This is a genomic window from Asticcacaulis excentricus CB 48 (assembly GCF_000175215.2).
GTDB lineage: Bacteria > Pseudomonadota > Alphaproteobacteria > Caulobacterales > Caulobacteraceae > Asticcacaulis > Asticcacaulis excentricus.
Genome location: NC_014816.1, coordinates 1,837,570 through 1,859,965 on the forward strand (window position 1 = coordinate 1,837,570; position 22,396 = coordinate 1,859,965).

The 22,396-nt window shown below is 61.8% G+C and carries 26 protein-coding genes; 11 read left to right on the top strand and 15 right to left on the bottom strand.

Annotation, left to right across the window (positions count from 1 at the left end; genetic code table 11):
• Position 1 precedes the first annotated feature (1 nt).
• Both ASTEX_RS08435 and nagA read left to right on the top strand, forming a co-directional pair.
• The gene (locus ASTEX_RS08435; protein ID WP_013479193.1) at positions 2-901 is read left to right on the top strand and encodes a glucosamine kinase nucleotide-binding domain-containing protein; all 900 of its coding nucleotides are present in this window, start codon (positions 2-4) and stop codon (positions 899-901) included.
• On the top strand, positions 898-2,034 hold the full coding sequence (gene nagA / locus ASTEX_RS08440) for an N-acetylglucosamine-6-phosphate deacetylase (protein WP_013479194.1): 1,137 nt from the start codon (positions 898-900) through the stop codon (positions 2,032-2,034). The genes ASTEX_RS08435 and nagA overlap by 4 nt, the downstream gene beginning before the upstream one ends.
• Positions 2,035-2,093: 59 nt before the next feature.
• On the opposite strand, the gene ASTEX_RS08445 is transcribed toward nagA, so the two are convergent.
• From ASTEX_RS08445 to ASTEX_RS08455, 3 genes are all read right to left on the bottom strand, one after another.
• Positions 2,094-2,657, bottom strand: coding sequence for an OmpA family protein (locus ASTEX_RS08445; protein WP_013479195.1), 564 nt, complete (start codon positions 2,655-2,657; stop codon positions 2,094-2,096).
• Between the two features lie 116 nt (positions 2,658-2,773).
• Positions 2,774-3,598, bottom strand: coding sequence for a protein phosphatase 2C domain-containing protein (locus tag ASTEX_RS08450; protein WP_013479196.1), 825 nt, complete (start codon positions 3,596-3,598; stop codon positions 2,774-2,776).
• 11 nt (positions 3,599-3,609) lie between these two features.
• Positions 3,610-4,017 (bottom strand): acyl-CoA thioesterase, encoded by a 408-nt coding sequence (locus tag ASTEX_RS08455; protein ID WP_013479197.1) that lies wholly within the window; start codon positions 4,015-4,017, stop codon positions 3,610-3,612.
• 251 nt (positions 4,018-4,268) lie between these two features.
• Here ASTEX_RS08455 and ASTEX_RS08460 point away from each other — a divergent pair, with 251 nt between their 5' ends.
• Positions 4,269-5,162 (top strand): hypothetical protein, encoded by an 894-nt coding sequence (locus ASTEX_RS08460; protein WP_013479198.1) that lies wholly within the window; start codon positions 4,269-4,271, stop codon positions 5,160-5,162.
• Between the two features lie 43 nt (positions 5,163-5,205).
• Here the strand turns inward: ASTEX_RS08460 and ASTEX_RS19895 are convergent, their stop codons facing one another.
• From ASTEX_RS19895 to ASTEX_RS08475, 3 genes are all read right to left on the bottom strand, one after another.
• A complete protein-coding gene (locus ASTEX_RS19895) occupies positions 5,206-5,634 on the bottom strand; it encodes a YdcH family protein (RefSeq protein WP_013479199.1) in 429 nt (142 codons plus the stop codon).
• 83 nt (positions 5,635-5,717) lie between these two features.
• Entirely contained in the window at positions 5,718-6,218 is a 501-nt protein-coding gene (locus tag ASTEX_RS08470; RefSeq protein WP_013479200.1) for a TIGR02444 family protein, read from the bottom strand.
• Positions 6,211-6,789 carry a UbiX family flavin prenyltransferase gene (locus tag ASTEX_RS08475; RefSeq protein WP_013479201.1) on the bottom strand — a complete coding sequence of 193 codons (579 nt, stop codon included), beginning with the start codon at positions 6,787-6,789 and terminating at the stop codon, positions 6,211-6,213. The genes ASTEX_RS08470 and ASTEX_RS08475 overlap by 8 nt, the downstream gene beginning before the upstream one ends.
• Before the next feature lie 238 nt (positions 6,790-7,027).
• Between ASTEX_RS08475 and ASTEX_RS08480 the strand changes: the two genes are divergently transcribed.
• On the top strand, positions 7,028-7,228 hold the full coding sequence (locus ASTEX_RS08480; RefSeq protein ID WP_013479202.1) for a DUF465 domain-containing protein: 201 nt from the start codon (positions 7,028-7,030) through the stop codon (positions 7,226-7,228).
• A 114-nt stretch (positions 7,229-7,342) separates the two neighbouring features.
• Here the strand turns inward: ASTEX_RS08480 and ASTEX_RS08485 are convergent, their stop codons facing one another.
• Positions 7,343-9,280: a sialate O-acetylesterase gene (locus tag ASTEX_RS08485; RefSeq protein WP_013479203.1), complete on the bottom strand. Its 1,938-nt coding sequence runs from the start codon at positions 9,278-9,280 to the stop codon at positions 7,343-7,345.
• 205 nt (positions 9,281-9,485) lie between these two features.
• Positions 9,486-10,196, bottom strand: coding sequence for a DUF1013 domain-containing protein (locus ASTEX_RS08490; protein WP_013479204.1), 711 nt, complete (start codon positions 10,194-10,196; stop codon positions 9,486-9,488).
• Positions 10,197-10,388: 192 nt separating this feature from the next.
• On the opposite strand from ASTEX_RS08490, the gene ASTEX_RS08495 reads away from it, so the two are divergent.
• The gene (locus ASTEX_RS08495; protein ID WP_013479205.1) at positions 10,389-11,072 is read left to right on the top strand and encodes a hypothetical protein; all 684 of its coding nucleotides are present in this window, start codon (positions 10,389-10,391) and stop codon (positions 11,070-11,072) included.
• 4 nt (positions 11,073-11,076) lie between these two features.
• Here the strand turns inward: ASTEX_RS08495 and ASTEX_RS08500 are convergent, their stop codons facing one another.
• On the bottom strand, positions 11,077-12,048 hold the full coding sequence (locus ASTEX_RS08500) for an NAD(P)H-quinone oxidoreductase (RefSeq protein ID WP_013479206.1): 972 nt from the start codon (positions 12,046-12,048) through the stop codon (positions 11,077-11,079).
• A gap of 137 nt (positions 12,049-12,185) precedes the next feature.
• Here ASTEX_RS08500 and ASTEX_RS08505 point away from each other — a divergent pair, with 137 nt between their 5' ends.
• From ASTEX_RS08505 to thiE, 3 genes are all read left to right on the top strand, one after another.
• A complete protein-coding gene (locus ASTEX_RS08505) occupies positions 12,186-12,410 on the top strand; it encodes a DUF1192 domain-containing protein (RefSeq protein ID WP_013479207.1) in 225 nt (74 codons plus the stop codon).
• Between the two features lie 145 nt (positions 12,411-12,555).
• A complete protein-coding gene (gene rcdA, locus ASTEX_RS08510) occupies positions 12,556-13,074 on the top strand; it encodes a protease adaptor protein RcdA (protein WP_013479208.1) in 519 nt (172 codons plus the stop codon).
• A gap of 184 nt (positions 13,075-13,258) precedes the next feature.
• Entirely contained in the window at positions 13,259-13,876 is a 618-nt protein-coding gene (gene thiE / locus ASTEX_RS08515) for a thiamine phosphate synthase (protein WP_013479209.1), read from the top strand.
• 1 nt (position 13,877) lies between these two features.
• Here thiE and ASTEX_RS08520 read toward each other — a convergent pair whose 3' ends face one another.
• The gene (locus tag ASTEX_RS08520; protein ID WP_013479210.1) at positions 13,878-14,558 is read right to left on the bottom strand and encodes a hypothetical protein; all 681 of its coding nucleotides are present in this window, start codon (positions 14,556-14,558) and stop codon (positions 13,878-13,880) included.
• 164 nt (positions 14,559-14,722) lie between these two features.
• On the opposite strand from ASTEX_RS08520, the gene efp reads away from it, so the two are divergent.
• Together efp and ASTEX_RS08530 are read left to right on the top strand one after the other, a co-directional pair.
• The gene (gene efp / locus ASTEX_RS08525) at positions 14,723-15,289 is read left to right on the top strand and encodes an elongation factor P (protein ID WP_013479211.1); all 567 of its coding nucleotides are present in this window, start codon (positions 14,723-14,725) and stop codon (positions 15,287-15,289) included.
• 180 nt (positions 15,290-15,469) lie between these two features.
• Complete coding sequence (locus ASTEX_RS08530) at positions 15,470-16,264, top strand: inositol monophosphatase family protein (protein WP_013479212.1); 795 nt, start codon at positions 15,470-15,472, stop codon at positions 16,262-16,264.
• 65 nt (positions 16,265-16,329) lie between these two features.
• Here the strand turns inward: ASTEX_RS08530 and ASTEX_RS08535 are convergent, their stop codons facing one another.
• From ASTEX_RS08535 to ASTEX_RS08545, 3 genes are all read right to left on the bottom strand, one after another.
• Entirely contained in the window at positions 16,330-16,974 is a 645-nt protein-coding gene (locus tag ASTEX_RS08535) for a TetR/AcrR family transcriptional regulator (RefSeq protein WP_013479213.1), read from the bottom strand.
• On the bottom strand, positions 16,975-17,835 hold the full coding sequence (locus ASTEX_RS08540) for an SDR family NAD(P)-dependent oxidoreductase (RefSeq protein ID WP_013479214.1): 861 nt from the start codon (positions 17,833-17,835) through the stop codon (positions 16,975-16,977).
• Between the two features lie 347 nt (positions 17,836-18,182).
• Positions 18,183-20,033: an ABC transporter transmembrane domain-containing protein gene (locus ASTEX_RS08545; RefSeq protein WP_013479215.1), complete on the bottom strand. Its 1,851-nt coding sequence runs from the start codon at positions 20,031-20,033 to the stop codon at positions 18,183-18,185.
• Positions 20,034-20,167: 134 nt separating this feature from the next.
• Between ASTEX_RS08545 and rpmE the strand changes: the two genes are divergently transcribed.
• Positions 20,168-20,392 (top strand): 50S ribosomal protein L31, encoded by a 225-nt coding sequence (gene rpmE / locus ASTEX_RS08550; RefSeq protein WP_013479216.1) that lies wholly within the window; start codon positions 20,168-20,170, stop codon positions 20,390-20,392.
• A 299-nt stretch (positions 20,393-20,691) separates the two neighbouring features.
• Here the strand turns inward: rpmE and ASTEX_RS08555 are convergent, their stop codons facing one another.
• Together ASTEX_RS08555 and ASTEX_RS08560 are read right to left on the bottom strand one after the other, a co-directional pair.
• Entirely contained in the window at positions 20,692-21,849 is a 1,158-nt protein-coding gene (locus ASTEX_RS08555) for a calcium:cation antiporter (protein ID WP_083805570.1), read from the bottom strand.
• Positions 21,850-21,964: 115 nt separating this feature from the next.
• The gene (locus tag ASTEX_RS08560; protein WP_013479219.1) at positions 21,965-22,381 is read right to left on the bottom strand and encodes a cupin domain-containing protein; all 417 of its coding nucleotides are present in this window, start codon (positions 22,379-22,381) and stop codon (positions 21,965-21,967) included.
• Positions 22,382-22,396: the final 15 nt, after the last annotated feature.

Here is a 22,396-nt window from a genome sequence, read left to right on the forward strand (position 1 = left end):
AATGACGCAGTACTTTCTCGGCATAGATGGTGGCGGCTCAAATTGCCGTGCGCGTCTGCGTGACGCCGAAGGCCACCTTCTGGGCGAAGGGACGAGCGGATCGGCCAATATCCGTCTAGGGCTCGACCTCATCTGGGGCCACGTCCTCGAAGCCACGGATCAGGCGCTGGCGCAGGCCGGACTTACGCGCGAGGCCTTTGCTCGCACCGCGATCGGGCTCGGCCTGGCCGGCATCACCACCGCCGAAGACGCCGCCCGAACGATTGCCGCCGGGCCGCGCTTCGCCTTCGCGTCGGCCGGAACCGACGCCCACGCCGCCGTGCTGGGGGCGTTTTCGGGCCGCGACGGGGCCATTCTGATCACCGGCACCGGCTCGGCTGGCTATGCCTGGGTAAAAGGCAAGGGCCATGCGGTGGGCGGTTGGGGCTTTGAAGTCTCCGACGATGGCTCGGCCGCCGTTCTGGGCCGCGAAGCAACGCGCGTCGCCCTGCACGCCTATGATGGCCTAGCGCCGCGCAGCGCCTTTACCGACGCCGTGATGGCACACTTCAACGATCAGCCGTCGCAGATCGTGGCCTGGGCGACGACGGCGCGCCCCAAGGACTACGGCACTCTGGCCCCGCTGATCCTGTCGCATGCGCAAGACGGTGATGCCGTGGCCGTTGCTCTGATCGAGCAGGCCGCCCGTGATCTCGGCCGTTATATACGCCGCCTTAACGAACTGGGGGCCGCGCAGGTCTGTCTTGTCGGTGGCATGGCGGGCGTGTTGACGCCGTGGCTGGCGCCATGGACCCGGCCGCTTCTGGCTACGCCCGAGCAGGACGCCATCGAAGGCGCGCTGTTGATGGCAAAGGGCGCAGGCAATGGCCTGAGCCCGGTTACTAGTGAGGTTGTTTCGTGAGTTTTACCCTTTCCAATGCCCGCCTTGTTACGCCGGTCGGCGTCGTCGAAGGCTCCCTGACCATCGACGGTGACCATATCACCGCCATCGGGGCCGAAACCGGCGGGCTTGATCTCGAAGGCGGCTATCTGCTGCCGGGCTTTATCGACACACAGGTCAATGGTGGGGGCGGTGTACTGTTCAACGACAGCCCCACCGCCGAAGCTATTGCAGCCATTGGGGCGGCGCATCGCACCTATGGCACCACGGGCTTCTTCACCACCCTGATTTCGGACGATCTGAGCGTGGTCGACAAGGCCCTGCGCGCCACCGAAGCCGCCATCGCCCAAGGCGTACCCGGCGTGCTGGGCATCCATATCGAAGGGCCCTTCCTCAATGTAAAGCGCAAAGGCACCCACGACGAGAGCAAATTCCGCCGTCTCGATGCCGAGGCCGTGCAGCTCTTGTCCTCGCTTAAAGCCGGCAAGGTGCTGCTGACGCTCGCCCCCGAACTGGCCGCCCCAGAGGACATCCGGTCTCTGGCCGAGGCGGGCGTGATTATCGCCGCCGGTCATACGGACGCCACCTATGCCGAAGCCCGGCGCGGCTTTGAGGCGGGAATTAGCGGCGTCACGCACCTCTTTAACGCTATGTCGCCGTTGTCGCATCGCGCACCGGGCGTCGTCGGTGCCGTGCTCGAAAGCGATGATATCTATGCCGGGATCATCGTCGATGGCGCACACGTCGATCCGGTGGCCCTGAAGATCGCCCTTAAAAGCCGCCCGCACGACCGTTTCATGCTCGTCACGGATGCGATGCCGACGGTGGGCTCTGCCACCAAACACTTTAACCTGATGGGCAAGGATATCCGCGTCGAAAACGGTGTTTGCGTCGGGCCGGACGGCACATTGGCTGGGTCTGATCTCGATATGGCTACCGCAGTGCGCAACAGCGTCCGGATGCTGGACTTGTCGCTGGAAACGGCATCGATGATGGCATCTGAAGCCCCCGCGCGCTTCATGAAGCTGCCCAAGACCTTCGGTCATGTGGCGGTCGGGGCGCGTGCGGACCTTGTGTGGCTCGATACCGACCTTACGGTTCGCGGCGTTTGGATCGGCGGTCAGTCGGACGAGACCCTCCGCAAGGCCGCGTGATCGGCTTTTAGGTGACGAAAGACGAAACGCCCGGCTGATCGCTCAGCCGGGCGTTTTGTTCATGACAGAACCACAATCACAACCCGGCGGTTGGCCGCACGGCCTTGCGCTGTGGAATTCGGTGCAATGGGCTGTTCCGCCCCGTAGGAGATAGAGGCCATGCGATTGAGCGCCACGCCCTGGCTGTTCAGGAAGCGCTTGACGCTATCGGCGCGAGCATTTCCAAGACGGTAATTGATGTCATCTGTCCCGGTGGAGTCTGTAAAACCCTGAATTTCCAGATAGACGTTCTTGTTGTCGCGCTTAAGCCGCTCGGCTAGGTCGGCGAGCACCTGCTTACCCGCTTCGGAGAGCACCGCCTTATCGGTATCAAACTTGATAGAGTCGTCGCTCAACACAACGGAGTAGTTGAACTTGCCTTCTGCCAGTTTGCCGGCCGCCGTGGCGCGGGTCAGGGCCTCTTGCGTCGTCTGATCGAGTTGCGTGAGACGGGTCTCCTGCTGGTCAATGCGGCCATTGGTCGCCGTAATCTTGTCATCGACGTACTTGTGGCTGGCACAGGCCGTCATGGACAGCATAAGGGGGATCGCCACGAGCAGGGCCCCGGATTTTAAACGCGTCATCGAAAACCTTTCTGTTCACGAATCCACCCATTTCCGCCACGCTCTTCGATTGATAGGGCAAAAATCGACCGAAAAAGGGCACGTATTGGCCGTCGGCTGAGAACCGCATCGTTCCTTTATATTTCCGACAACACCCAACTGGCGTCGTCATGCGGCTTGAAACGCGGGTAGCGGAGCCCTTCCGGATCGGCGCGTTCGATGTCACGCAAGCCCCGGATCAGTGCGTCCCCCTGCCCGGCATTAAGCCGCTCCAGCACCTCGGGAAAGGGCGCGCCATACGCACCCCACAGGTCGTAAAAGCCATCCGTGGCCATCAGCACAGAGTGAACGTCTGCCACCGGTACGCGCGTGACCTGCATCCCCGCTAGGGAGGCCGTATCGAGGCTCAACACCCAATAGCCGCCCGGCGTATTCATTTTCGAGCGGTTATCGCGCAACAGCGGATCAAGCTGGGTCCGTGCCGCTTTTAGTCCGATCGGTCCTTGTTCGGCGCGGATGGCAACCAATCGCTCCAGCGCGGCGGCATCGAGCGCTTCCAACACCTCACCGCCCAGCAGGGCCGTTACCGCGCCGTCCGGAGCGATCAGCCACACCTTAACGTCACCCAGTAGGCCAACTTCCAGCATTTCCCCGTCGCGTCGCATCAGCGCGGCACCCGCCGATGGCATGGCCCACGGGGCCTCTGGCAGCGAGCCCAGAGCCTCGTAATCAGCCCTCGCTGCCTCGATGGCCGCGCTCAGGCGCTCGTGCACGCTACCGGTCGTGTGGACCAGCCAGTCAGAAACGAAGTGCGCAAACCACGCGGCATCGCTAGTCCCCGCCATGCGCGATGGCCCCAACGACGTAGCCCCATCCAGCAGCCACACGGCGTCACCCGATGCCCCCAGCGCGTCCTCATTATAGATGCCGCCACGATCCGATCCCTGAGACACAATTCGCATAACCCGCTCCTTTAAACCGGCATATAGGCGTCAAACCAGTCCCCGCGCGTGAGGCGGCCGTCGATTTTGCAAATGACGTCGACGCGCGCGCGGATACACACGGCCTGATCGGCGACGCGCACCACCTCTTGATCGAAGATGATCTTGGCGCGTTCGCGCCGAACCGTTGAGCGCACCTCGAACACCTGCCCGCCGGTGAGCGAGTTCACGAAGGCGATCTCCATATGCGAGGTCATCAGGAAGATGTTCTGCGGGATTAAATCCGCGAACTTGACGCCCTGATGCTCCAGGAATTCGTGCCGGGCATATTCCATATAGACCAGATAGTTGGCGTTATTGACCACGCCCTGCGCGTCGCATTCGGAATCGCGCACCTTGAGCGTGGTGATGAATACGCTGCCTTCGACACGGTTCAGCATGGGCACCTCCGATAGTGCTGGTAGCGGTCCAAAGCGCGCCCGGCAAGTTGGAAACGCGAATTCCCTTTACGGTGAAATTACAAACGGCCAACTTTCAGGCACGGCAAACCCACCGCAAAAGGTACAAGCTGAAGAGGCTGATCATTATAGGGAGATACGATCATGGGCCGTGCCGTTCTGCTGTGGCTTCTCGGGGTGCCGATCCCCGTCATCATTCTTTTGGCGCTTCTGTTCCGTTGATTGAGGGCATCATGAAAACGCTCGATCCGGCCGTTCAATCCCCACAGCCGAACCTTTACGAAGACGACTATTACGAAGTCACCCCCGGTTCTGGGGCCTGCTGGCCGTCGATACTGGCAGGGGCGGCCGCCGCTGCGGCCTTGTCCCTGATTCTGCTGATGCTGGGGCAAGGGCTTGGGCTGTCCTCGGTGTCGCCTTGGGAATCTATGGGCGAAACCGCCGCCAAATTGACCGTCGGTGCGGCGATCTGGCTGATCGTCATGCAGTGGCTGTCCTCGGCGCTGGGCGGCTATCTGGCGGGGCGTCTACGCAAAACCTATGTCGGCGTTGATAAGGATGAAGCCTTCTTCCGCGATACGGCACAAGGCTTCCTCGCCTGGGCCGTGGCGACTCTGTTTACCGTGGCCGTACTGACCAGTGTGGCCGGAGCCGTTGTAGGCTCCGGTGTAAAGGTCGGGGCCACCGTCGCCGCCGGAGCCGCGTCGGGCGACAAGGCCGATCCGGCAACGGCCTATTATACCGACATGCTGTACCGCGGCTCAGCCAATCCCTCCGCATCCGTTGCAGGGGCGCAGGCGGGTCAGACTCTGCCAGATGCGACCGTCGAGACCGGGCGCATTCTGAGCTACAGTATTGAACACGGAGATGCGTCGCCGGCGGACAAGGCCTATCTGGCCTCACTGATCGCGGCGCGCACCAATCTCAGCGAAGCGGATGCCTCGGCGCGCGTCGATACGGTTCTCGCTCAGGCCAAGGCCGCCCGTGACGCCACGCTCGAAGCCGCTGATGAGGCGCGCAAGGCGTGGGCTAAGGTGATGCTGTATAGCTTTCTGTCGCTGCTGATCGGTGCCTTTATCGGCGCAGTGGCAGGGGCCGTCGGCGGCCGCCAGCGGGATCAGGATTAGGCCTTCATCCTCCTCCCTGTTCCGCCGCAACGGGGAGGAGAAATTAGGCGATAATGTCGGGGCGAATGCGGTCTTCCAGCGTGCTGATCTGGTCGCGAACAGCCAGTTTCTTTCGCTTCATACGGGCAATCAGGATCTGATCCGGCAGTGGCATGGTTTCCAGAGCCAGAATCGAATCGTCGAGATCCTTATGCTCCTGACGCAGGTGCGCCAGTTGCGTGCGAAGATTCACCGTTTCGGCATCCAACGGCAGGGAGGCGATGCCAGGATCGGTCTCACGCAACACGGGTTCGAGGTCGTCCTTCTGGTATTCCAGTGCCTCTTCGGTCACAAGTTCCAGATTGCTGTGATCAAGGTCTTCACGATGGATCACCCGCCGTTCGAGGTCGCTGCTCGATTCGACCGGTGTGTTTTTCACCAGTTGCAGCGAGTCGGGACGGAAAAGAGCGCGGATATTGCTGTCATCGTGCATGTGGACCAGCTCCGGTTCGTTCTGAATGGTACAGTCTGAAGGGCCAGGCTGTTCCTGTGTACGCACCGGACGGCCTGTCTATATTAAGCATTATACCTCAAAAAACCGCGCTCCGAAAGGGCATCGCAGAAGGCATACAGCGGATTTCGTGGCACAACCCGCGCCCACAGCCGCGCCACAGTCAGCAGGTTGTCGCGCGCGGTGTTTTCCGGATCAGCCGAGCCGTCGCCGACCAATGCCGCCAAAGCTTCCATCTGGGCGCGTTCGGCCTCCACCTCTAGCGCCTTCACGCGTGTGCGCAAGGCGTCTCGGTGGACCTCGTCCATGTCGCCGACGACAGCGCGCATCCGCTGACGGATGGAGCGCAACGGCACGACGACGGTATCGGCATAGGCGCGCGATATATCGACCGCCGCCTCCGCCGTCTCTTCGTCCAGCGCCAAACCGCGCACTCCGGCCCAGACGGCAAAAAGCACCAGCGGAACGTTCTGTCCGTAGATATCCTGTAGCTCCAGACACAGGGACGGCACGCCATCGCCCGCATAGGCCGTCAGTGCCCAATCCCAGAAGGCGGTGTCACTCATCCTTAAGTCCGTTCCAGCGCGTCATCGGGGCATCGAGGCCGAACAGGTCCAGCGCCCGCGCCACGCTTTGATCCACCATCTCCTGCAAGGATTGCGGGCGTGTATAGAAGGCTGGCACGGGTGGCGCGACAATCGCCCCCATCTCGGTCACGGCGGTCATGGTGCGCAGATGCCCCAGATGCAGCGGGCTTTCGCGCACCATCAGCACCAGTCGGCGCCGTTCTTTCAGAACTACGTCGGCGGCCCGGCTGATAAGGTTGGAGGTGACGCCGGTCGTGATTTCACTCATCGTCTTGATCGAGCACGGGGCGACCAGCATCCCCAGGGTGCGAAAGGAGCCGGACGCAATGGTCGCCCCGATATCACCGACCTTATGCACCTGATCGGCCATAGAGTTGAGATCGCCAATCGTCAGGTCCGTTTCGGCGTTCAGAGACAGGGCCGCCGCCCGCGATACCACCAGATGGCTTTCGACCTTAAGCTCACGAAGCATTCGCAGTGCGGTGATACCATAGACTGCCCCGGACGCCCCGGATACGGCCACAATAAGTCTTTGATTAGCTTCCGCCATTGCCGCACGTCCTTTTATAGCCACAATAAGCGGCTCATAAGATTAAGCTTTTACTAAATATAAATCTCGCAAATCCGTGATCGGATGTAATGGATCGTGATTACACAGTAAAGCGCTTTGGGTGTTTCCTATACGTGTTCAGGCCTCGATCCGACCACGGAGAATGTGGGAAAAGGGATGGGGTTCCGGTCGGCAGTATCCTCTTCCGACCCAGTCTTACGAGCAAAGGAGATAGCTCATGAGCATCGAAGCGAGAGTGCGTGAACTTGATCACCGTCACCAGGTCCTCAAGGACACCATCGCCCGCGAATCGCGTTCGCCTTCTGCGGACTCGCTCTATCTCAAGGAACTTAAGCGTAAGAAGTTGAAATTGAAGGATGAAATCGACACTATCAAAGCCACTCTGCGACAGGAACGAACGTACGAGACTCTCCAGTGATGGGGGGTGATGGCTTTTTGAAACACGAACGCCGGAGGGGACCCCTCCGGCGTTTTTTTGTTGCGAACCAACCGGGTGCAGGGGCTAAGCCCCTGCCCGCCGGAGGCCTCTTTGCTACTTGACCGCTATTTCGAACGGGCTGACCGGCAGGGTGGCGTCGGTGAGATTGCACACCGGCGAGTCCCCCCAGCAGTAGCGCACACGGGTCGCGGTCGTGACAGAAGGCCCGCTCAGCACCAGAGCGTCGCCGGCAAGGCGCGCCTCGGCGTACTGACAGCTTCCGACGCCCTCGCCGCACAGTTCAAAGCGTAACGCGACCTGTCCATCACTGGTTTTCAGCGCACCGTCCAGGTGGGCGAAGCGCACCGTGACCTGCCCGTTGGCGCGAGTGGCTTCGACGGGCACGCCACCGGAGGGCGACAGCGGCGCCTTATAGATCAGGCTTTGCGCCGCACGCGAGAGGCGCTTGCCCACGGTCAGCTTGTCGCGCGGGTGGATGTCGAGCGGATTGCCGATGTCGATGGTAACGGCATAGGCGGCGCGCTTGTCATTCAATGCGGCACGGCGTTGCGCCTCACGCACCCCTGACCAGCCGGACTCGACGGGCGCGGTGGGGATGGTCCCGAAATTGGCCAGTTGTACCAACAGGAAGGCCGTATCCGGCCCGAACTGCTGCCGCCAGTCAGCCATCAGCCCGGCCATCAGTGCCTCATATTTCGCCGCTTCGCCGGTATTGGACTCGCCCTGATACCACAGCGCCCCGGTCAGGGCGTAAGGCCCGATAGGGGCGATCATCGCCTGATGCAGGGTGATCAGGCCACCGGTCGGATCCCACGGAGCGGTCGGCGGGAAGCGGACGTTTTGCGGCGGCTGCCAGTAGCGCCAGCCGCTCTGCAAGGGCTTGGCGGTGCCATTAGCCAGCCGCAGCTCGCGCACGGCGTCGCCGAACATGCCACCCTTAGCCCACAGATCAACGGCTTGCACGACGATGACATTGTCACCCGCCTTCAGGGCTCCGGGGGCCAGCTTGTAATGGCGCGCATCGGCCGGGGCCGAGGTATAGCCAACAGCCACACCATTCACAAAGGTCAGGTCGATATCGTCGATTGCCCCCAGGCTGAGCGTCGCCCCCTGCTTCGCTTCTTCAGCCGTCAGTTTGACCGTCAGCGCATACCACAGTGGCCCGTTATACTCGCTCAGGTCCTGGATACCCCAGTCCTCGAAATTGCGGCTGACATCAGGGACGGCAGCCCAGCCGCTAAGCGCCTGCGGCGTCACCGCCCACGGTGTCCCCGGCCCGCCTGCGGCCTGCCACCAGCGGATATAGGTCTGGCCATAGACCTGCGCCGCCTGACTGCGATCGGCGGCATAGGTGTCGAGCACATCAAGATCAGCCTGATAACCGCCAATTTTTTGCAGGGCGGCGCGGCTCATCCACGGCTGAATTTTAGACCCACCCCAGGAGGCATTGATCAGGCCAATGGGCACATTGACGTGGGTTTGCAGATCACGGGCGAAATTATAGCACACGGCTGACCAGTTGGGCGTGGTGGCGGGCGAGGCCGTCTGCCATTCGGTCGGGGCGAGAAAGTGCGATTGCGGCGTGAAGGCCTGCATCTTCTGCACCGTCATCATGCGGATCGTCGGGTTTTGCGAAGTCGCGATCTGCTCCGCCGCGCCGAGAGTGTCCTTCAGGTTCCATTCCATGTTCGACTGACCAGAACAGAGAAAGACATCCCCTACTAGCACATCTGACACGGTGTGCCTCACCGCGCCGGCCGAGGCGGTCAGCACATAAGGGCCGCCGGCTGACTGGGGGGGCAGTTCGGTGCGCCAGTGCCCGGACGCGTCCGTCACCGCCGTCACGCGGGCGGAGCCGAAGCTTAACGTCACCGTCTCACCCGGCCTGGCCTCGCCCCAGACGGGGACGGGCCGGTCACGCTGAAGAACGGCATGGTCGCGGAACACGTCAGCCAAAATGGGTTTGTCCTGCGCCTGTGCCGCCATAGGCAGGCTGAGCGCGATCAGTCCGGCAAGCCAGTGTTGTCGCATGGTGATAACTCCCTGTGTGTTATTGTTAGCGCTAACGCTAACCCCGCCCGCCCCTACCGGTCAAACGCAAAAAGGCCAGACACCCTACAGCTTCCGACCTACTTTAGTCGTACAATAGTATTTTTGAAGCCGACGATTTGGCGCTCAGCCACAAAAAAAGCCAGCGTCTCCGCTGGCTTTTTCCGTCTTGTGGCCGTGTGGCCGATCAGTATTCGTCGTCTTCCTCGTCATGGACGGGCTTGGAAGGAGCCGATCCGAAGACGTCTTCGACCGTCAGGTCGGCCTTGCGCGAGAAGGTCTCTTCTTCCTCATCGAACGGCACCACGACCGGGGCGGCCGGTTGCAACGACGGGTCGTCCAGCGGGATGCCCAGCTTTTCGGCCTGCTTGCGCTTCACCTCGGCGGCCTTTCTGACGGCGGCGTCCAGCTCGATCTGAGAAACAAGGCCCAGCGTCACCGGGTCCACCGGCTTGAGGTTGGCTGCGTTCCAGTGGGTGCGGTTGCGCACCTGCTCGATGGTGGTCTTGGTGGTGCCGAGCAGCTTGGATATCTGCGCGTCGGTGACTTCCGGATGGTTCTTGACGAACCAGTAGATGGCGTCAGGGCGGTCCTGACGGCGTGAAACGGGCGTGTAGCGTGGGGCCTTCTTCTGCGGCTTAAGCAGTTCTGCGTGGCGGCTCTTTTGCGCCTGCATGCGGTAGGACGGCGTCTTTTCCGCCTTGTCCAGTTCTTCGCGGGTCAACTGACCATTGGCGATCGGGTCGGCCCCACGGATGTCGCGCGCCACTTCGCCGTCGGCAATGCCTTTCACTTCGAGCAGGTGCAGGCCGCAAAAATCGGCGATCTGCTCGAACGAGAGGCTGGTATTATCGACCAGCCACACGGCGGTCGCTTTCGGCATCAGGATATCGGCCATATTCAGTCTCACAAATAGCTACGCCCGGCCTTTGCGACCGGGCGTGAGGGGATTCTTGACATTGCTATAGACCGATTTTTTATCGAAGGGAATAGGATTATCCGCGACAAAACGGATCGCGGGTTTTCACCTCGACAGAAACCTCCACTTGCCACAGCTTGCACATAATACCGTCGGATCAGGGGAAAAGTGATGACCGTCGCCGCCTCCCTGGCCCCGTGGCTTCTGACTGCTGCGACTGTCGACCAGGCACCACCGCAACCGCCCGTTTATACAATGCGTGATCAGGTCCGCCGAGCGGCCTTCGACCCAGCAACCTATTTCGACGATCCACAGTTTGATCTGATCCATATTGCCTATCATGGGGATGACTATGACTGGCCCTACTACGCCATTGCGATCCACCAGAACTGCGATCACGGAACAAAGGAAGGTTGTGAAGTACGGTTTCAGGCTCGTCGGGTTAAGGTCCCCGTCGAACCGGGCGAACGACCGCGCAATAGCGGTAGCCGTTTTGTCCACAAGGTGATGCAAAAAGCCGAGGGGTCTGCGGACCTGCGCCCGGTACTGGATCAGGCCGGATTGATGTGGGAAGAAACGGACCTGAAGGCCTGTCCCCATGCGATTAAGGTGCTGGCGGAAGCTTCCGGTCTGGAGTGGGTACGCAAAACCACCGTTGCCCCCGTCAAGGGAGACGAAATCCGCATCGCACTGCACGCGGACAAGATCACGGTCGTTTTCAACGACTATTTGCAGGAAGCGACCTATTACGGCGCGCTCTATGAGGGCACGCCCGCCGCATGGGCCGACAAGCTGGCTCAGACACTTGAGCCCTGCTGGAAACCGGCCACGCCGCCGCCGCCGTGGCGGAAGTGAGGGGCTACCACCTCAGCACCACCTTGCCCGTGTGCTGGCCACTGTCGAGATAGGCTTGCGCCGCACCGGCGTCTGCGGCGTCGAACACCCTGGCCAGCACCGGGCGAATAGCCCCGGCTTCGATCAGCGGCCACACGCGTTCGGCCACCGCCGCGCTGAGGCGGGCCTTTTCGTCGGCGCTGCGCGGCCTGAGCATAGACCCAGTCAATATGCCCTGCTTCTGCATCAGGCGCGGCAGCTCGATTTCGGTTTTGTTGCCGCGGATCATGCCGACCTGCACGATGCGGCCCCGGTGTTTGAGACACAGGATGTTTTTGGGCGTGTAGTCGCCGCCCATGATGTCGAGCACCACATCGGCCCCGCCAAGGTCTTTGACCGGCGTGACAAAATCAGTGTTGCGGGTGTCGATGACGTGATCGGCCCCCAGCCCCTTCACCCACGCTGCCCGCTCCGCCCCGCGCACCGTGGCGATGACGTTGGCACCAAATCCCTTGGCCATCATGACCGTCATCGAACCGATACCGGAATTGGTCCCGTGGACCAGCACGGTCTCACCGGCCTGCAACGCGCCGTGCTCCATCAGATTGGCATAGACGGTCAGGCACACTTCGGGCAGGCCCGCCGCTTCGGCCTCGCTCAGACCGCGCGGCACGGGCAGGAGGTGGCGGGCATCGACGCTGACATATTCGGCATAGCCACCGCCATTGACTAGGCTGCACACGCGGTCACCCACTGTCCACAGATTTTCGTCGCTGTTGACGGTTTCGACCGTCCCGGCGACCTCAAGGCCCATAATCGGCGACGCACCGGGCGGCGGCGGGTAGCTGCCCTGCCTCTGCAGGATGTCCGGGCGGTTCACACCAGAGTGGCTGACCCGAATTAACACATGTCCCCGCCCCACTTCGGGACGCGACACATCCCCCACATAAAGATCCTCGGCAGAGTGGCCGCCGTCCCGGATGAGAATAGCTTTCATGATCAACCGTGCCGCTTGCTTTCTTCGCCCCATGGGGGTTTTATAGGACATGTAGAGACATTTACGGCGAGCGCAACGGTTCGCGCGCTGGCTGCAAAGGTTTCCAAGCCCAGATATAACCCCAGAGGAGACGCCGCATGTCGGACGAGGAAGCGTTTACCCCCGCTTTTCGCTCAGGCACCGGGCCGGGCGGGCCGCTGAATGCCTTGATCCATGAGGATCTGAGCGGTTATTCGGTCATCGACCTCAAGGAGCGCATCGGCTCGCTTGAGGCTGAAATCGTGCGTACCCGGACCATGCTCGACTCCAAGCAGAGTGGTCGCAGCGCGGCGGAAGCCCTGTTCTCCTTCAAGGGGAGTTAGGGCTTTGTTAGGGTTCGCCATAGCAAGTGCGCGCCCCGTCCTGTCGCTTCGCGTGGCACGCCCGTTGCAGGACGATCAGTGACCCTGAGGGTGCGGTTTGCGCCCCTTACGTATTGTGTGTTTTGAGATTTTCCGAAGGCCAGCCATGTCCGATACCGGTGCCGTAGTTTCCCTGTCCCAGCGTGCGGACCTCGTGCGTGATTTTGCCCGTTCGGACCTATTCGACCGGACTTTCCGCGAAGGCATGGGGCTGGTGGAAGAAACAGCCTCCTATCTGGACGGCGATGGCCGCCGCGACTCGCGTATCCTAAGCCGCGAGGACGCCCTGCTCTATGCCGGTGAATCCATGCGCCTGACCACGCGCCTGATGCAGATCGCTTCGTGGCTACTGGTGCAGCGCGCCGTGCGCGAAGGCGATATGGAAGCTACCGATGCCTGCGACGAAAAATATCGCCTGTCGGCCGCCGCCCAAAGCGAGTATGGCGACCAGCTTAAGGTGCTGCCGCAGGGTCTGCTGGAACTGCTGGACCGCTCCAACCGCCTTTATGACCGTATCTCGCACCTCGACCGCCGCATGTTCGTCGAAGCCGAGGCCGACAAACCTCAGACCAATCCGGTGCTGGATCAGATGGCCCTGCTGCGCAACACATTTGGCAATCTCTAAATCAAAGTGTTTCTATTAGAAGCACTCTGATTTGGCTTTATGCCTTGCTCTTCGCTGGGCGTTGACTGCGCCACCTTGGCCGCCACCTCAATTGCGGCTTGAGCGGAATAGCTATTCCGCTCTCGGAGTGAGATGGCCGCAATACAAACTTGCCCCCGGCCGGCTTTTGGGGCAGGACGAGGCGATGACCTCGCAACTCTACCTGATCACGCCACCGAGCATTACCGACCATGCTGCCTTTGCACGCGCTCTGGACGACGCCCTATCAGCTGGACCGGTCCCCGCCCTTCAGATCCGCCTCAAGGACGTGTCGCTGGATGAAATCCGTGCCCTGACAAGGCTGATCTCGCCGATCGCTCATCGGCACGGCACGGCAGTGCTGATGAACGATCATGTCGATCTGGCCAGGGAACTACGACTCGACGGTGTGCATGTGGGTCAGTCGGACATGTCCTACAAGGACGCGCGCAAGCGGCTGGGAACCGAGGCCATGATCGGTGTCACCTGCCACAACAGCCGCCATCTGGCCATGGAGGCCGCCGAGGCCGGGGCCGACTACGTCGCCTTCGGGGCCTTCTATCCAACCGCCACAAAGACGGTCGAGCACATGGCCGAGTTGGATACCCTGACCATCTGGCAGGAGACGATGGAAGTCCCGTGTGTCGCCATCGGCGGCATCACGGCGGCGAATGCGGCCGAAGTCTCCGCCGCGGGAGCCGACTTTATCGCCGTGTCCGGCGCCGTCTGGACTCATCCTGACGGCCCCGCGGCTGGCGTCAGGGCGCTGCTGAGCGCGATCTGACCTACTCCACCGCCGCCGAAGGTGACGGCCAGCCGACCGACATTTCGACGATGACCGGTTGCAGCGCCTGCATATTGGGGTTGGATGATGCGACCTGCGTGTCGCCGACAATATCGCTGGTCAACTGACCGGTGTGGCTTTCCGGTGGCGCGAAGCGCAGGCTCAGCACGCAGTCGCCCGACATCATACCGAGCGTGCCGCCCTTGAAGTCCGCCGCATAGCCGCCGTAGTCCCAGTCAAAGCCATAAAGGTCAAACGCCTTGCCATTGGCCGCCTCAACCGCTTTCAGCGCAGACCCGATGCGGATATTGCCGGCGCCGGACCACTGCACCGCGCCGCGACCGATGCGCACATCCGCCACCTGCGTTTTGGCTTCGTCCCAGAAGGTGACCACCACCTTGCGCGCCGGATCATCGGGATAGAGGACGACGGCGCTTTCGGTCGTGCCTTCCGGCCCAGGCACCGTTTCTTCGCGCGCCTTACCGGCAAAGGCCTGAAGCAGTTGTGCCGCTGTGGCCGATCTGGCCACCGGCGTTTCGCACGACAGGATTTGCGCGCCCTGATCCGCTATGGATGACGACGACACGCCTGAGCCTTCGTCCGATGCCGCCGGCTTGTCCGGCTTGCCACAGGCCGTCAGGGTCAGAAGGGCCATAAGGGCTATACCAGTCGGCTTAAGCATGTCGCGCTCCTCTTTGTCTCAACGGGCGTTACCATGCGCTGCCCGGCATAAAAAGTCGATTCCCGCTGCGGCTTCGCGGCCCCTTGCCTCGTTTGGGGTAAGCGTGTAGTAACGCGCGCAAACTCTTCTGGGCCTCCGCGCTCGCTCCTTGACAAGTCGAATCCATGAAAATCAACGCCAATACCATCAAACCGGGCATGATCCTCGAATATCAGAACGGTCTGTGGGCCGTAGTGAAGACCGAGCACGTGAAGCCCGGCAAGGGCGGCGCCTTTGCCCAGGTCGAAATGAAGAACCTCGTTACCGGCACCAAGCTGAACGAGCGCTTCCGTTCCGACGATACGGTCGAGCGTGCGGTCCTGGAGCAACGCGATCACTCGTACCTGTATGAAGATGGCGACATGCTGGTGTTCATGGATCAGGAAAACTACGAGCAGATTTCGCTATCGAAGGACTGGGTCGGTGACGATCAGGTCCGCTTCCTGCACGACGGCATGATCGTCGTCATCGAATCGCACGAAGGCAAGCCGATCAGCATGAGCCTGCCCGACACGGTGGTGCTCGAAGTCATCGAAACCGAGCCGACCATCAAGGGCCAGACCGCCTCGTCTTCCTATAAGCCCGCCAAGGCCTCCAACGGTATGCGCGTCATGATCCCGCCCTTCATGGGCACGGGCGAGCGCATCGTCGTTTCGACCGAAACCGGCGAATATATGCGTCGCGCCGATTGATCCGCCTCTTCCCCTGTACGCCTCGCGAACAGGGGAGCCGGATCGCCGGTGCAATGCCGGGATAACGTAGTGCGCTGAGGCGGAAGGGCCATCCTTTCGTCTCGTCGCCCCCTCCGGCCAGACAAGCTGGCCACCTCCCCCGCCAAGGCAGGGGAGGAGGTGTTTTTAAAAGGCCCTGACATGGTAATCCAATCCGCCCTCATTCAGGCCATGGTCGCCGCCATCCGCAAGGCGTGCAAGGGCGTGTCCCGCGACTTCGGCGAAATCAGCGAGCTTCAGGTGTCGCGCAAAGGCCCCGGCGACTTCGTCACCGCCGCCGACAAGCGCGTCGAAGCTGCCCTGTTCGAGGAACTGACCCGCCTGCGCCCCGGCTACGGCTTTCTGGGGGAAGAACAGGGCCTGCGCGAAGGCACGGACAAGACGCACCGCTGGATCGTCGATCCCATCGACGGCACCACCAACTTCATGCACGGCATTCCGGTGTTTGCCTGCACCGTGGCGCTGGAGCGTGATGGTGAGATCGTCGCCGGTGTGACCTATAACCCGATCACCAACGACCTCTACTGGGCCGAAAAGGGCAAGGGTGCCTACCACAATGACCGCCGCCTGCGCGTTTCGGCACGCAAGGTGATGGAAGACAGCCTGATCGCCACCGGCCTGCCCTTTGTCGGCAAGACCGGCCACGCACAGGCCCTGAAAGAACTGCATCAGATCATGCAGCGCACGGCGGGTATCCGCCGTCTGGGGGCCTGCTCGCTCGACCTCGCCATGGTGGCCGCGGGTCAGGTGGATGGCTATTGGGAACGCGGCCTTAAGCCGTGGGACATGGCCGCCGGAACCCTGCTGATCACCGAAGCGGGCGGCAAGATCGGCTCGCTGGACGGTGATCAGTCGCCGCTGATCACCGGTGAAATGCTGGCCGCCAATCACGACCTCTATCCGCAACTGCTGGAAAAGCTGCAACTGGCGAAGTAAGGCGTCACCACGCCAAACAAAAAGCCGCGCAGAGCTGTCTCTGCGCGGCTTTTTGTTGAGCGGTATCAGGCGTCGATCAGGACGTCCGCACTGACGGGCTGCGCAACCGGCGCAATGCCCCGGAAGACCATCCCGATCAGCTTGTCGGCCTCTTCGGCGTTCATCATATGGAAGCGCCCGGCCAGAAAACGGAACATCAGCGGCCCATAAATCAGATCAAGCCCCATCTGCATGTCGATATCGCTGCGCAGGTCGCCGCGTTCGACGCCCCGCCGCCAGATCGTCGCCACGGCTTCGCGACGCTGGTTGAGGAAGCTTTCCAGCAGGGCCTGATTGAAGGTTTCATCCCCCTGCCCTTCGGCGATCAGTTGCGCCAGCGTGCGCCCGGCCGCCGATGAATAGAAGGCCATGGCATCACGCATCGCCATCAGGAAGTCGCGCTCCGACGAACCCGTATCCGGCACAACGATCTCATCGCTCATGCGCGCCATAAAGGCATCGAAGGCGATATGCAGCTTGTTCGGCCACCACTTGTAAAGGGTTGCCTTGGAGACCCCGGCCTTGCGCGCGATGGCCTCCGCCGTGATGTCGCGCAGGTTCCCGGCTTCCAGCAGGTCGAGCGTCGCCTGAAGGATCTGTTCGCGCGCACTTTCCGAGCGCGGGCGACCCCGCGGGCGCTTTACAGGGGGCGAGAGAGTGTCGATGGTCATTTACGCGGCCTCGGATTGATACAAACTCAGATTACGCCAGGCCGACAGTTCGGCCTGTAGGGCGCTCAGGCGTCGCAGCGCCCGTTCATAGGCGCGCGCCCCCAGCACCAGATGACCCGGCGCTTCGGGCAGGTCCATGGCGCGCAACACGGCCTGTGCGCGACCGGCCATGATCATCTCATCCAGTTCTTCCTGCCACAGACGCGCCGGCCCAAGCCGGGTGTCGTAGTCAGCGATCACCTGACGCGCGATGAAGCGGGCTTCGGGGCCGCCCAGCATACCGGGATCCACGGTCGTCACCTGAATGCCGAGCGGTTTCAGTTCCTGCGTCAGCGACTCGGACAGGCCGATCACCGCGCCACGCACCGCGTGGGTCAGGCCAAAGCCTGCGGCCTGCTCCGGATAGCCGGAGGCCAGTGTCACCACATGGCCACGGCGGCGTTCGCGCATGTATGGCAGCACTTCGCGCATCACATTGAGCACACCGAACAGATTGGTTTCAAACAGGCGGCGCACTTCGAGGTCACTCGCCTCCTCCACCGCGCCGATCAGGCTGGCGCAGGCATTATTGACCAGAATATCAATATGGCCAAAGCAACGGATGGCCGTATCCACCGCCACACGCACTTCGTGGGCGTCATCGGAGTCCATGGCCAGCGCCACCAGCGCATGGGCATAGTCTTCAAACCCGGTGGCAAAGGTTTCCGGGCGGCGGCCGGTGGCCACCACAAAATCACCGCGTTCGAGCGCGGCACGCACCAGTTCACGCCCCAAGCCATGCGAGGCCCCGGCGATGAACCATACCCGGTGGCTTTCCGACTCTTCGGAAACCTCTCCGGCGTTCAACACATCATCTGACACGGTACACAATCCCAAGGCGGCCGGTGCGGGTGAGGACGGCCAAACTCATCCGGAGGGGGAGCTTCCGGGTTGTCGCTATATAAAACTGTACGTACAGTATATCAATGATATGGAGACGTGAATACGTATTCAGTCCGTTAAATACATGACTTCAAATGAGAAAATTTTTCCCGCTTGGGTAGATTTTTATCCCCGATCACGCGATTTACGGGCTTATGATACCGTTTATACACAACCGTAACAATTCTTGATGCAACGGCTCTGCGGCCTGCGAGAGGTCTCGGCTCCGGAGTTGCAGCTCCGCCAATCCTCTTACGTTTTGTCTGGCGGCAACAACCTTCAACCCCTTAGGCCCCGAATTGCAGTTCCGCCAGACGGGCATACAAACCGCCCTGCGCCACCAGCTCCTCATGCGTCCCCTGCTCGACCACGCGGCCCTCGTCCATCACCACAATGCGGTCGGCCTTAAGCACCGTGGCCAGCCGGTGGGCAATGACCAGTGTCGTGCGTTCGCTCATCGCTTCGTTAAGTGCGTCCTGCACCAGCCGCTCGTTTTCCGCATCCAGCGCCGAGGTCGCCTCGTCGAGCAGCAGGACTGGGGCCTGCCGCACCAGCGCGCGGGCAATCGACAGGCGTTGCTTCTGACCGCCAGATAAGGACTTGGCGCGTTCGCCCAGAGGCGTGTCAAAGCCCTGCGGCAGGGCCTCGATAAAGGCCTGCGCCTGCGCCTTCATCGCGGCGGTCTTTATCTCTTCGGGCGTGGCCTCTTCGCGACCGAAGCGGATATTCTCGGCCGGCGAGGTCGAAAACAGGGCGGCGTCCTGCGCCACCAGCGACAGGCGCCGTCGCACCGCCTTGGGGTCGGCCCTGGCGATATCGACACCATCGAGCGCAATCGTCCCGGTCGTGGGCTCATAATAACGCAGCAGCAGCTTGAACACAGTCGATTTACCGGCCCCCGAAGGCCCGACCAGCGCCACCGTTTCCCCCGGCTGGACGCTCAGTGAAAAGCCGCTCAGGACCGGCTGTTCTGGGCGGGCCGGATAGGCGAAATCGACCTGATCGAACACCACCGCGCCGCGCGCCGGTTCCGGCAGCGGCGGAGGATTGGCAGGGGCGACGATCGTGGGCTGCGCCGTCAGCAGCTCGTCGATGCGGCTCATGGCGCCGGCTGCCTTTTGCACGTCGCCCCAGGTTTCCGACAGCGAACCGACTGACCCGGCGACCAAGACCGACAGCATCACGAACTGGATCAGCGTGCCTTCCGACATCTCCCCGGCCAGTACCGCCCGCGACCCCAGCCACAGCACAAAGGCAATGCCGCCAAAGACCAGCGAAATGACGAGCGCGGTCATCAGGGCCCGCGCGCCCATGCGCCTCAGCGACTGACGAAACGCCGTTTCCACGCCGTCACCAAAGCGCCCGCGGGCATAGTCTTCGCGCACAAAGGCCTGCACGGTTTCCAGCGCATCCAGCGTCTCACCCGCCGTGCCGACGGCGGCGGCAAAGCTGTCCTGCGTCTGGCGCGTCAACTGCCCTACCCGCTTGCCGAAGGTGAACAGCGGCACCAGCACCACCGGAAAGATGCACAGCACGAACAGGGTCAGTTTGGGGCTGACGAACATCAGCAGGATCAGGCCGCCGATGAACGAAATGCCGTTGCGCAGCGCCATAGAGATCGAGGTCGAAACCAGCGTATCGACGATCTGAAGATCGGTGGTCAGGCGCGAAATGACCTCACCTGTGCGGATTTTCAGGAAGAAGCCGGGATCGAGGCCCAGAATGTGGTTGAACACATCCTTGCGCAGATTGGCCACCACCCGCTCACCCAGCTTGGTGATGTAGAAGTAGCGCAGCGCCGTCGCCAGAGCCAGCACCAGCGCCACCCCGGCCATCACCCCGAACCACAGGTTCAGTTGCGATCCGTCCTGAGAGCCAAACCCATTGTCGATCAGATAACGCGAGGCGACCGTCAGCGACAGGGTGGCCCCCGACGACAGCAGCAGGAAGAAGATGGCAAAGACCGCATCGACCTTCAGCCGCGCAATATAGGGCCACAGACGCAGCAAGGGTTTGAGGTTGCGCGTCTTTTCCCGCCCGGCCGCGGCGGAGGTGATCTGCCCCACCAGTTCGGCTCCCGATCCGGGGCGGTCTTTGAAGGCGTCGGCGTCGCTGTGCGGAGGTGTCTGTGCGGTCATAAACCCGCGTTTAATGCGTTATGGCTTGCGCCGCAACGCCGCTTACGCTATGAGCCGCGCTTCGCTGTAACAGCTTCACCCTTTCTTCGCGTCTGCATCCCTGCTGGCCGGACGTTTTTAAGGACTTAATAGAGATGAAAAAAGACGGTCACCCCGACTATCACTGGATCACGGTTACCCTGACCGACGGTTCGTCCTATCAGACCCGCTCGACCTACGGCAAGGAAGGCGCTGTCCTGAACCTCGACATCGACCCCCGCACGCACCCGGCGTGGACCGGCGGTCAGAACACCCTGCTTGACCGCGCCGGCCGCGTGTCGCGCTTCAACAACAAGTTCGGCGGTTTCCTTAAAAAGTAACTGTGAGCTGACGCTCACGGGCTCAAGAAGTAAGCCTCAGCACTTAGTTGCAGATTTTAAAACCGGCTCAGGCAACTGGGCCGGTTTTTCGTTGTCCCTCTCTCTGTGAAGCGGCGGAGCCGCGTGAAGTCGATGACGGGCAACATTCAGTCGGGGCTAAAGCCACAGATTGCACAGATCAAGAACGTCTAACGGCAGCTTTATCTGGATTAATCCGAGGCGCGAAGCGCCCATCTGTGTAATCTGTGTCATCTGTGGATACCTTCTCTTCCTGCGTTGCAGGAGGAAAAGCGACGGGCTTACGGCACCACGGTCACAAACAGATAGGTGGCAAAGATCACCAGATGCGTCACGCCCTGCAACACGGTCGTGCGGCCGGTGCCCAGTGAGAAAATCGACACCACAAACGACAGCAGCAGCAGGACCATCGACTTGGTATCGAGCCCCAGCGACAGGGGCCAGCCCATGATGACGCTCAACACCGCCACCGCCGGAATGGTCAGGCCGATGGTCGCCAGAGCCGAGCCCAAGGCGAGGTTGAGGCTGGTCTGAAGGCGGTTGCGGCGCGCCGCTTTGATGGCCGACAGACTTTCGGGGGCAAGTACCAGGGCCGCGATAAGCACCCCCACCACGGCCAGCGGCAGACCTGCGCCCACCACCGCCTTTTCTACATGCGGCGACAGGCTCTTGGCCAGCAGGACCACCCCGGCCAGCGCCACGATCAGCACACCAAAGGCGATCAGGGTTTCTTTCAACGTCGGCGGCTCGGCATGGGCGTCAGGTTTCAGATCACCTTCGCCCGAGGGCAGGAAGTAGTCGCGGTGACGCACCGTCTGCACCAGCACAAAGGCGCCGTAGAGTATCAGCGACACCACGGCGACGAAAATGAGTTGTGATGGCGAAAAGAACGGCCCCGGTACCGAGGAGGTAAAATTGGGCAAAACCAGCGACAGGGACGCCATGGCCGCCAGCACGCACAGGGCCGAGCTGACGCCTTTGAGGACAAAGCGCTGCTCGTGATGGCGCACTCCTCCGACCAGCAAACAGATACCAACAATGCCGTTCATGATGATCATGATGGCTGCAAACACCGTGTCGCGGGCCAGTGTCGCCGTATCGCCCGATCCCGACAGCATCAGCGACACGATCAGCGACACCTCGATAATGGTCACGGCGATCGCTAGAACCAGCGTCCCGAAGGGCTCCCCCACGCGGTGCGCTACGACCTCGGCATGGTGCACGGCCGCCAGAACACAGCCCATCATGATAACCGCTGCTCCGATCACCCCGGCCAGCCCCAGATAGGACAGGTGCGCCAGATAGGAGCCGATCCCCAGAAACGGCACGACCAGCGCCCATAAGGGCAGGACCGAGTGTGCAGGGGTGTGCGGCTTGGCGCTCTCTGCCAACGACGGCCCTGGCCTGTCATTATGGGTTTCGGGGTGTGTTTCTGGCATTCGGTGGCATAGCTCCTGTGTGGCGAGGGGCGGCCCGGACGGATCAACAGGCCTCTTTTCAGACATAGGGTGCCCGGTCCCCATTTCAAACCCGGATAGAAACGATTTCTATGGTTTATCCCGGTTCCCACCCCGGCGGAGCCATTTCAAATCCGGTAAAGCTGAACCCCGGTGCGACGGTGCAGCCGACCAGCGTCCAGTCTCCCAGGCTCTCTGCGCTTTGCCAGCCGCCGACCGGCACCACACTCTGCGGCCTCTGCCCGCTCAGCACATCCGGCCCCAACACCACATCCCATCCTCGCTCTTGGTGATGCAGGCTGAGTTTTAGCGGCGCACCGGCATAGTAATGCCACACCTCAACGGCATCTATGCGGTGCCAGTGTGAACGCTCCCCCGCCTGAAGCAGGTAATAGATGCACGAAGACGCCCCGCGCCCACCCGAAGGGTTATCACGGAAGGTTTCGACATAGTGCCCGCCTTCCGGATGCGCCTGCATCCTTAATTCAGCTATGATCGTCTGGGCGTTGGTCATGCCGCGTCTCCTTTG

Bases quoted from the DNA above. Each gene is read 5' to 3' on its own strand.
- ASTEX_RS08490 (WP_013479204.1), bottom strand. From the start codon at position 10,196: ATGGCCGATATCCTGATGCCGAAAGCGACCGCCGTGTGGCTGGTCGAT.
- ASTEX_RS08520 (WP_013479210.1), bottom strand. From the start codon at position 14,558: ATGCTTAAGCCGACTGGTATAGCCCTTATGGCCCTTCTGACCCTGACG.
- ASTEX_RS08455 (WP_013479197.1), bottom strand. From the start codon at position 4,017: ATGCTGAACCGTGTCGAAGGCAGCGTATTCATCACCACGCTCAAGGTG.
- ASTEX_RS08530 (WP_013479212.1), top strand. From the start codon at position 15,470: ATGGTAATCCAATCCGCCCTCATTCAGGCCATGGTCGCCGCCATCCGC.
- ASTEX_RS08445 (WP_013479195.1), bottom strand. From the start codon at position 2,657: ATGACGCGTTTAAAATCCGGGGCCCTGCTCGTGGCGATCCCCCTTATG.
- ASTEX_RS08450 (WP_013479196.1), bottom strand. From the start codon at position 3,598: ATGCGAATTGTGTCTCAGGGATCGGATCGTGGCGGCATCTATAATGAG.
- ASTEX_RS08475 (WP_013479201.1), bottom strand. From the start codon at position 6,789: ATGGCGGAAGCTAATCAAAGACTTATTGTGGCCGTATCCGGGGCGTCC.
- ASTEX_RS08535 (WP_013479213.1), bottom strand. From the start codon at position 16,974: ATGACCATCGACACTCTCTCGCCCCCTGTAAAGCGCCCGCGGGGTCGC.
- ASTEX_RS08495 (WP_013479205.1), top strand. From the start codon at position 10,389: ATGACCGTCGCCGCCTCCCTGGCCCCGTGGCTTCTGACTGCTGCGACT.
- ASTEX_RS08480 (WP_013479202.1), top strand. From the start codon at position 7,028: ATGAGCATCGAAGCGAGAGTGCGTGAACTTGATCACCGTCACCAGGTC.
- ASTEX_RS08485 (WP_013479203.1), bottom strand. From the start codon at position 9,280: ATGCGACAACACTGGCTTGCCGGACTGATCGCGCTCAGCCTGCCTATG.
- ASTEX_RS19895 (WP_013479199.1), bottom strand. From the start codon at position 5,634: ATGCACGATGACAGCAATATCCGCGCTCTTTTCCGTCCCGACTCGCTG.
- ASTEX_RS08470 (WP_013479200.1), bottom strand. From the start codon at position 6,218: ATGAGTGACACCGCCTTCTGGGATTGGGCACTGACGGCCTATGCGGGC.
- ASTEX_RS08500 (WP_013479206.1), bottom strand. From the start codon at position 12,048: ATGAAAGCTATTCTCATCCGGGACGGCGGCCACTCTGCCGAGGATCTT.
- thiE (WP_013479209.1), top strand. From the start codon at position 13,259: ATGACCTCGCAACTCTACCTGATCACGCCACCGAGCATTACCGACCAT.
- ASTEX_RS08545 (WP_013479215.1), bottom strand. From the start codon at position 20,033: ATGACCGCACAGACACCTCCGCACAGCGACGCCGACGCCTTCAAAGAC.
- rcdA (WP_013479208.1), top strand. From the start codon at position 12,556: ATGTCCGATACCGGTGCCGTAGTTTCCCTGTCCCAGCGTGCGGACCTC.
- ASTEX_RS08555 (WP_083805570.1), bottom strand. From the start codon at position 21,849: ATGCCAGAAACACACCCCGAAACCCATAATGACAGGCCAGGGCCGTCG.
- efp (WP_013479211.1), top strand. From the start codon at position 14,723: ATGAAAATCAACGCCAATACCATCAAACCGGGCATGATCCTCGAATAT.
- ASTEX_RS08505 (WP_013479207.1), top strand. From the start codon at position 12,186: ATGTCGGACGAGGAAGCGTTTACCCCCGCTTTTCGCTCAGGCACCGGG.
- ASTEX_RS08460 (WP_013479198.1), top strand. From the start codon at position 4,269: ATGAAAACGCTCGATCCGGCCGTTCAATCCCCACAGCCGAACCTTTAC.
- ASTEX_RS08560 (WP_013479219.1), bottom strand. From the start codon at position 22,381: ATGACCAACGCCCAGACGATCATAGCTGAATTAAGGATGCAGGCGCAT.
- rpmE (WP_013479216.1), top strand. From the start codon at position 20,168: ATGAAAAAAGACGGTCACCCCGACTATCACTGGATCACGGTTACCCTG.
- ASTEX_RS08435 (WP_013479193.1), top strand. From the start codon at position 2: ATGACGCAGTACTTTCTCGGCATAGATGGTGGCGGCTCAAATTGCCGT.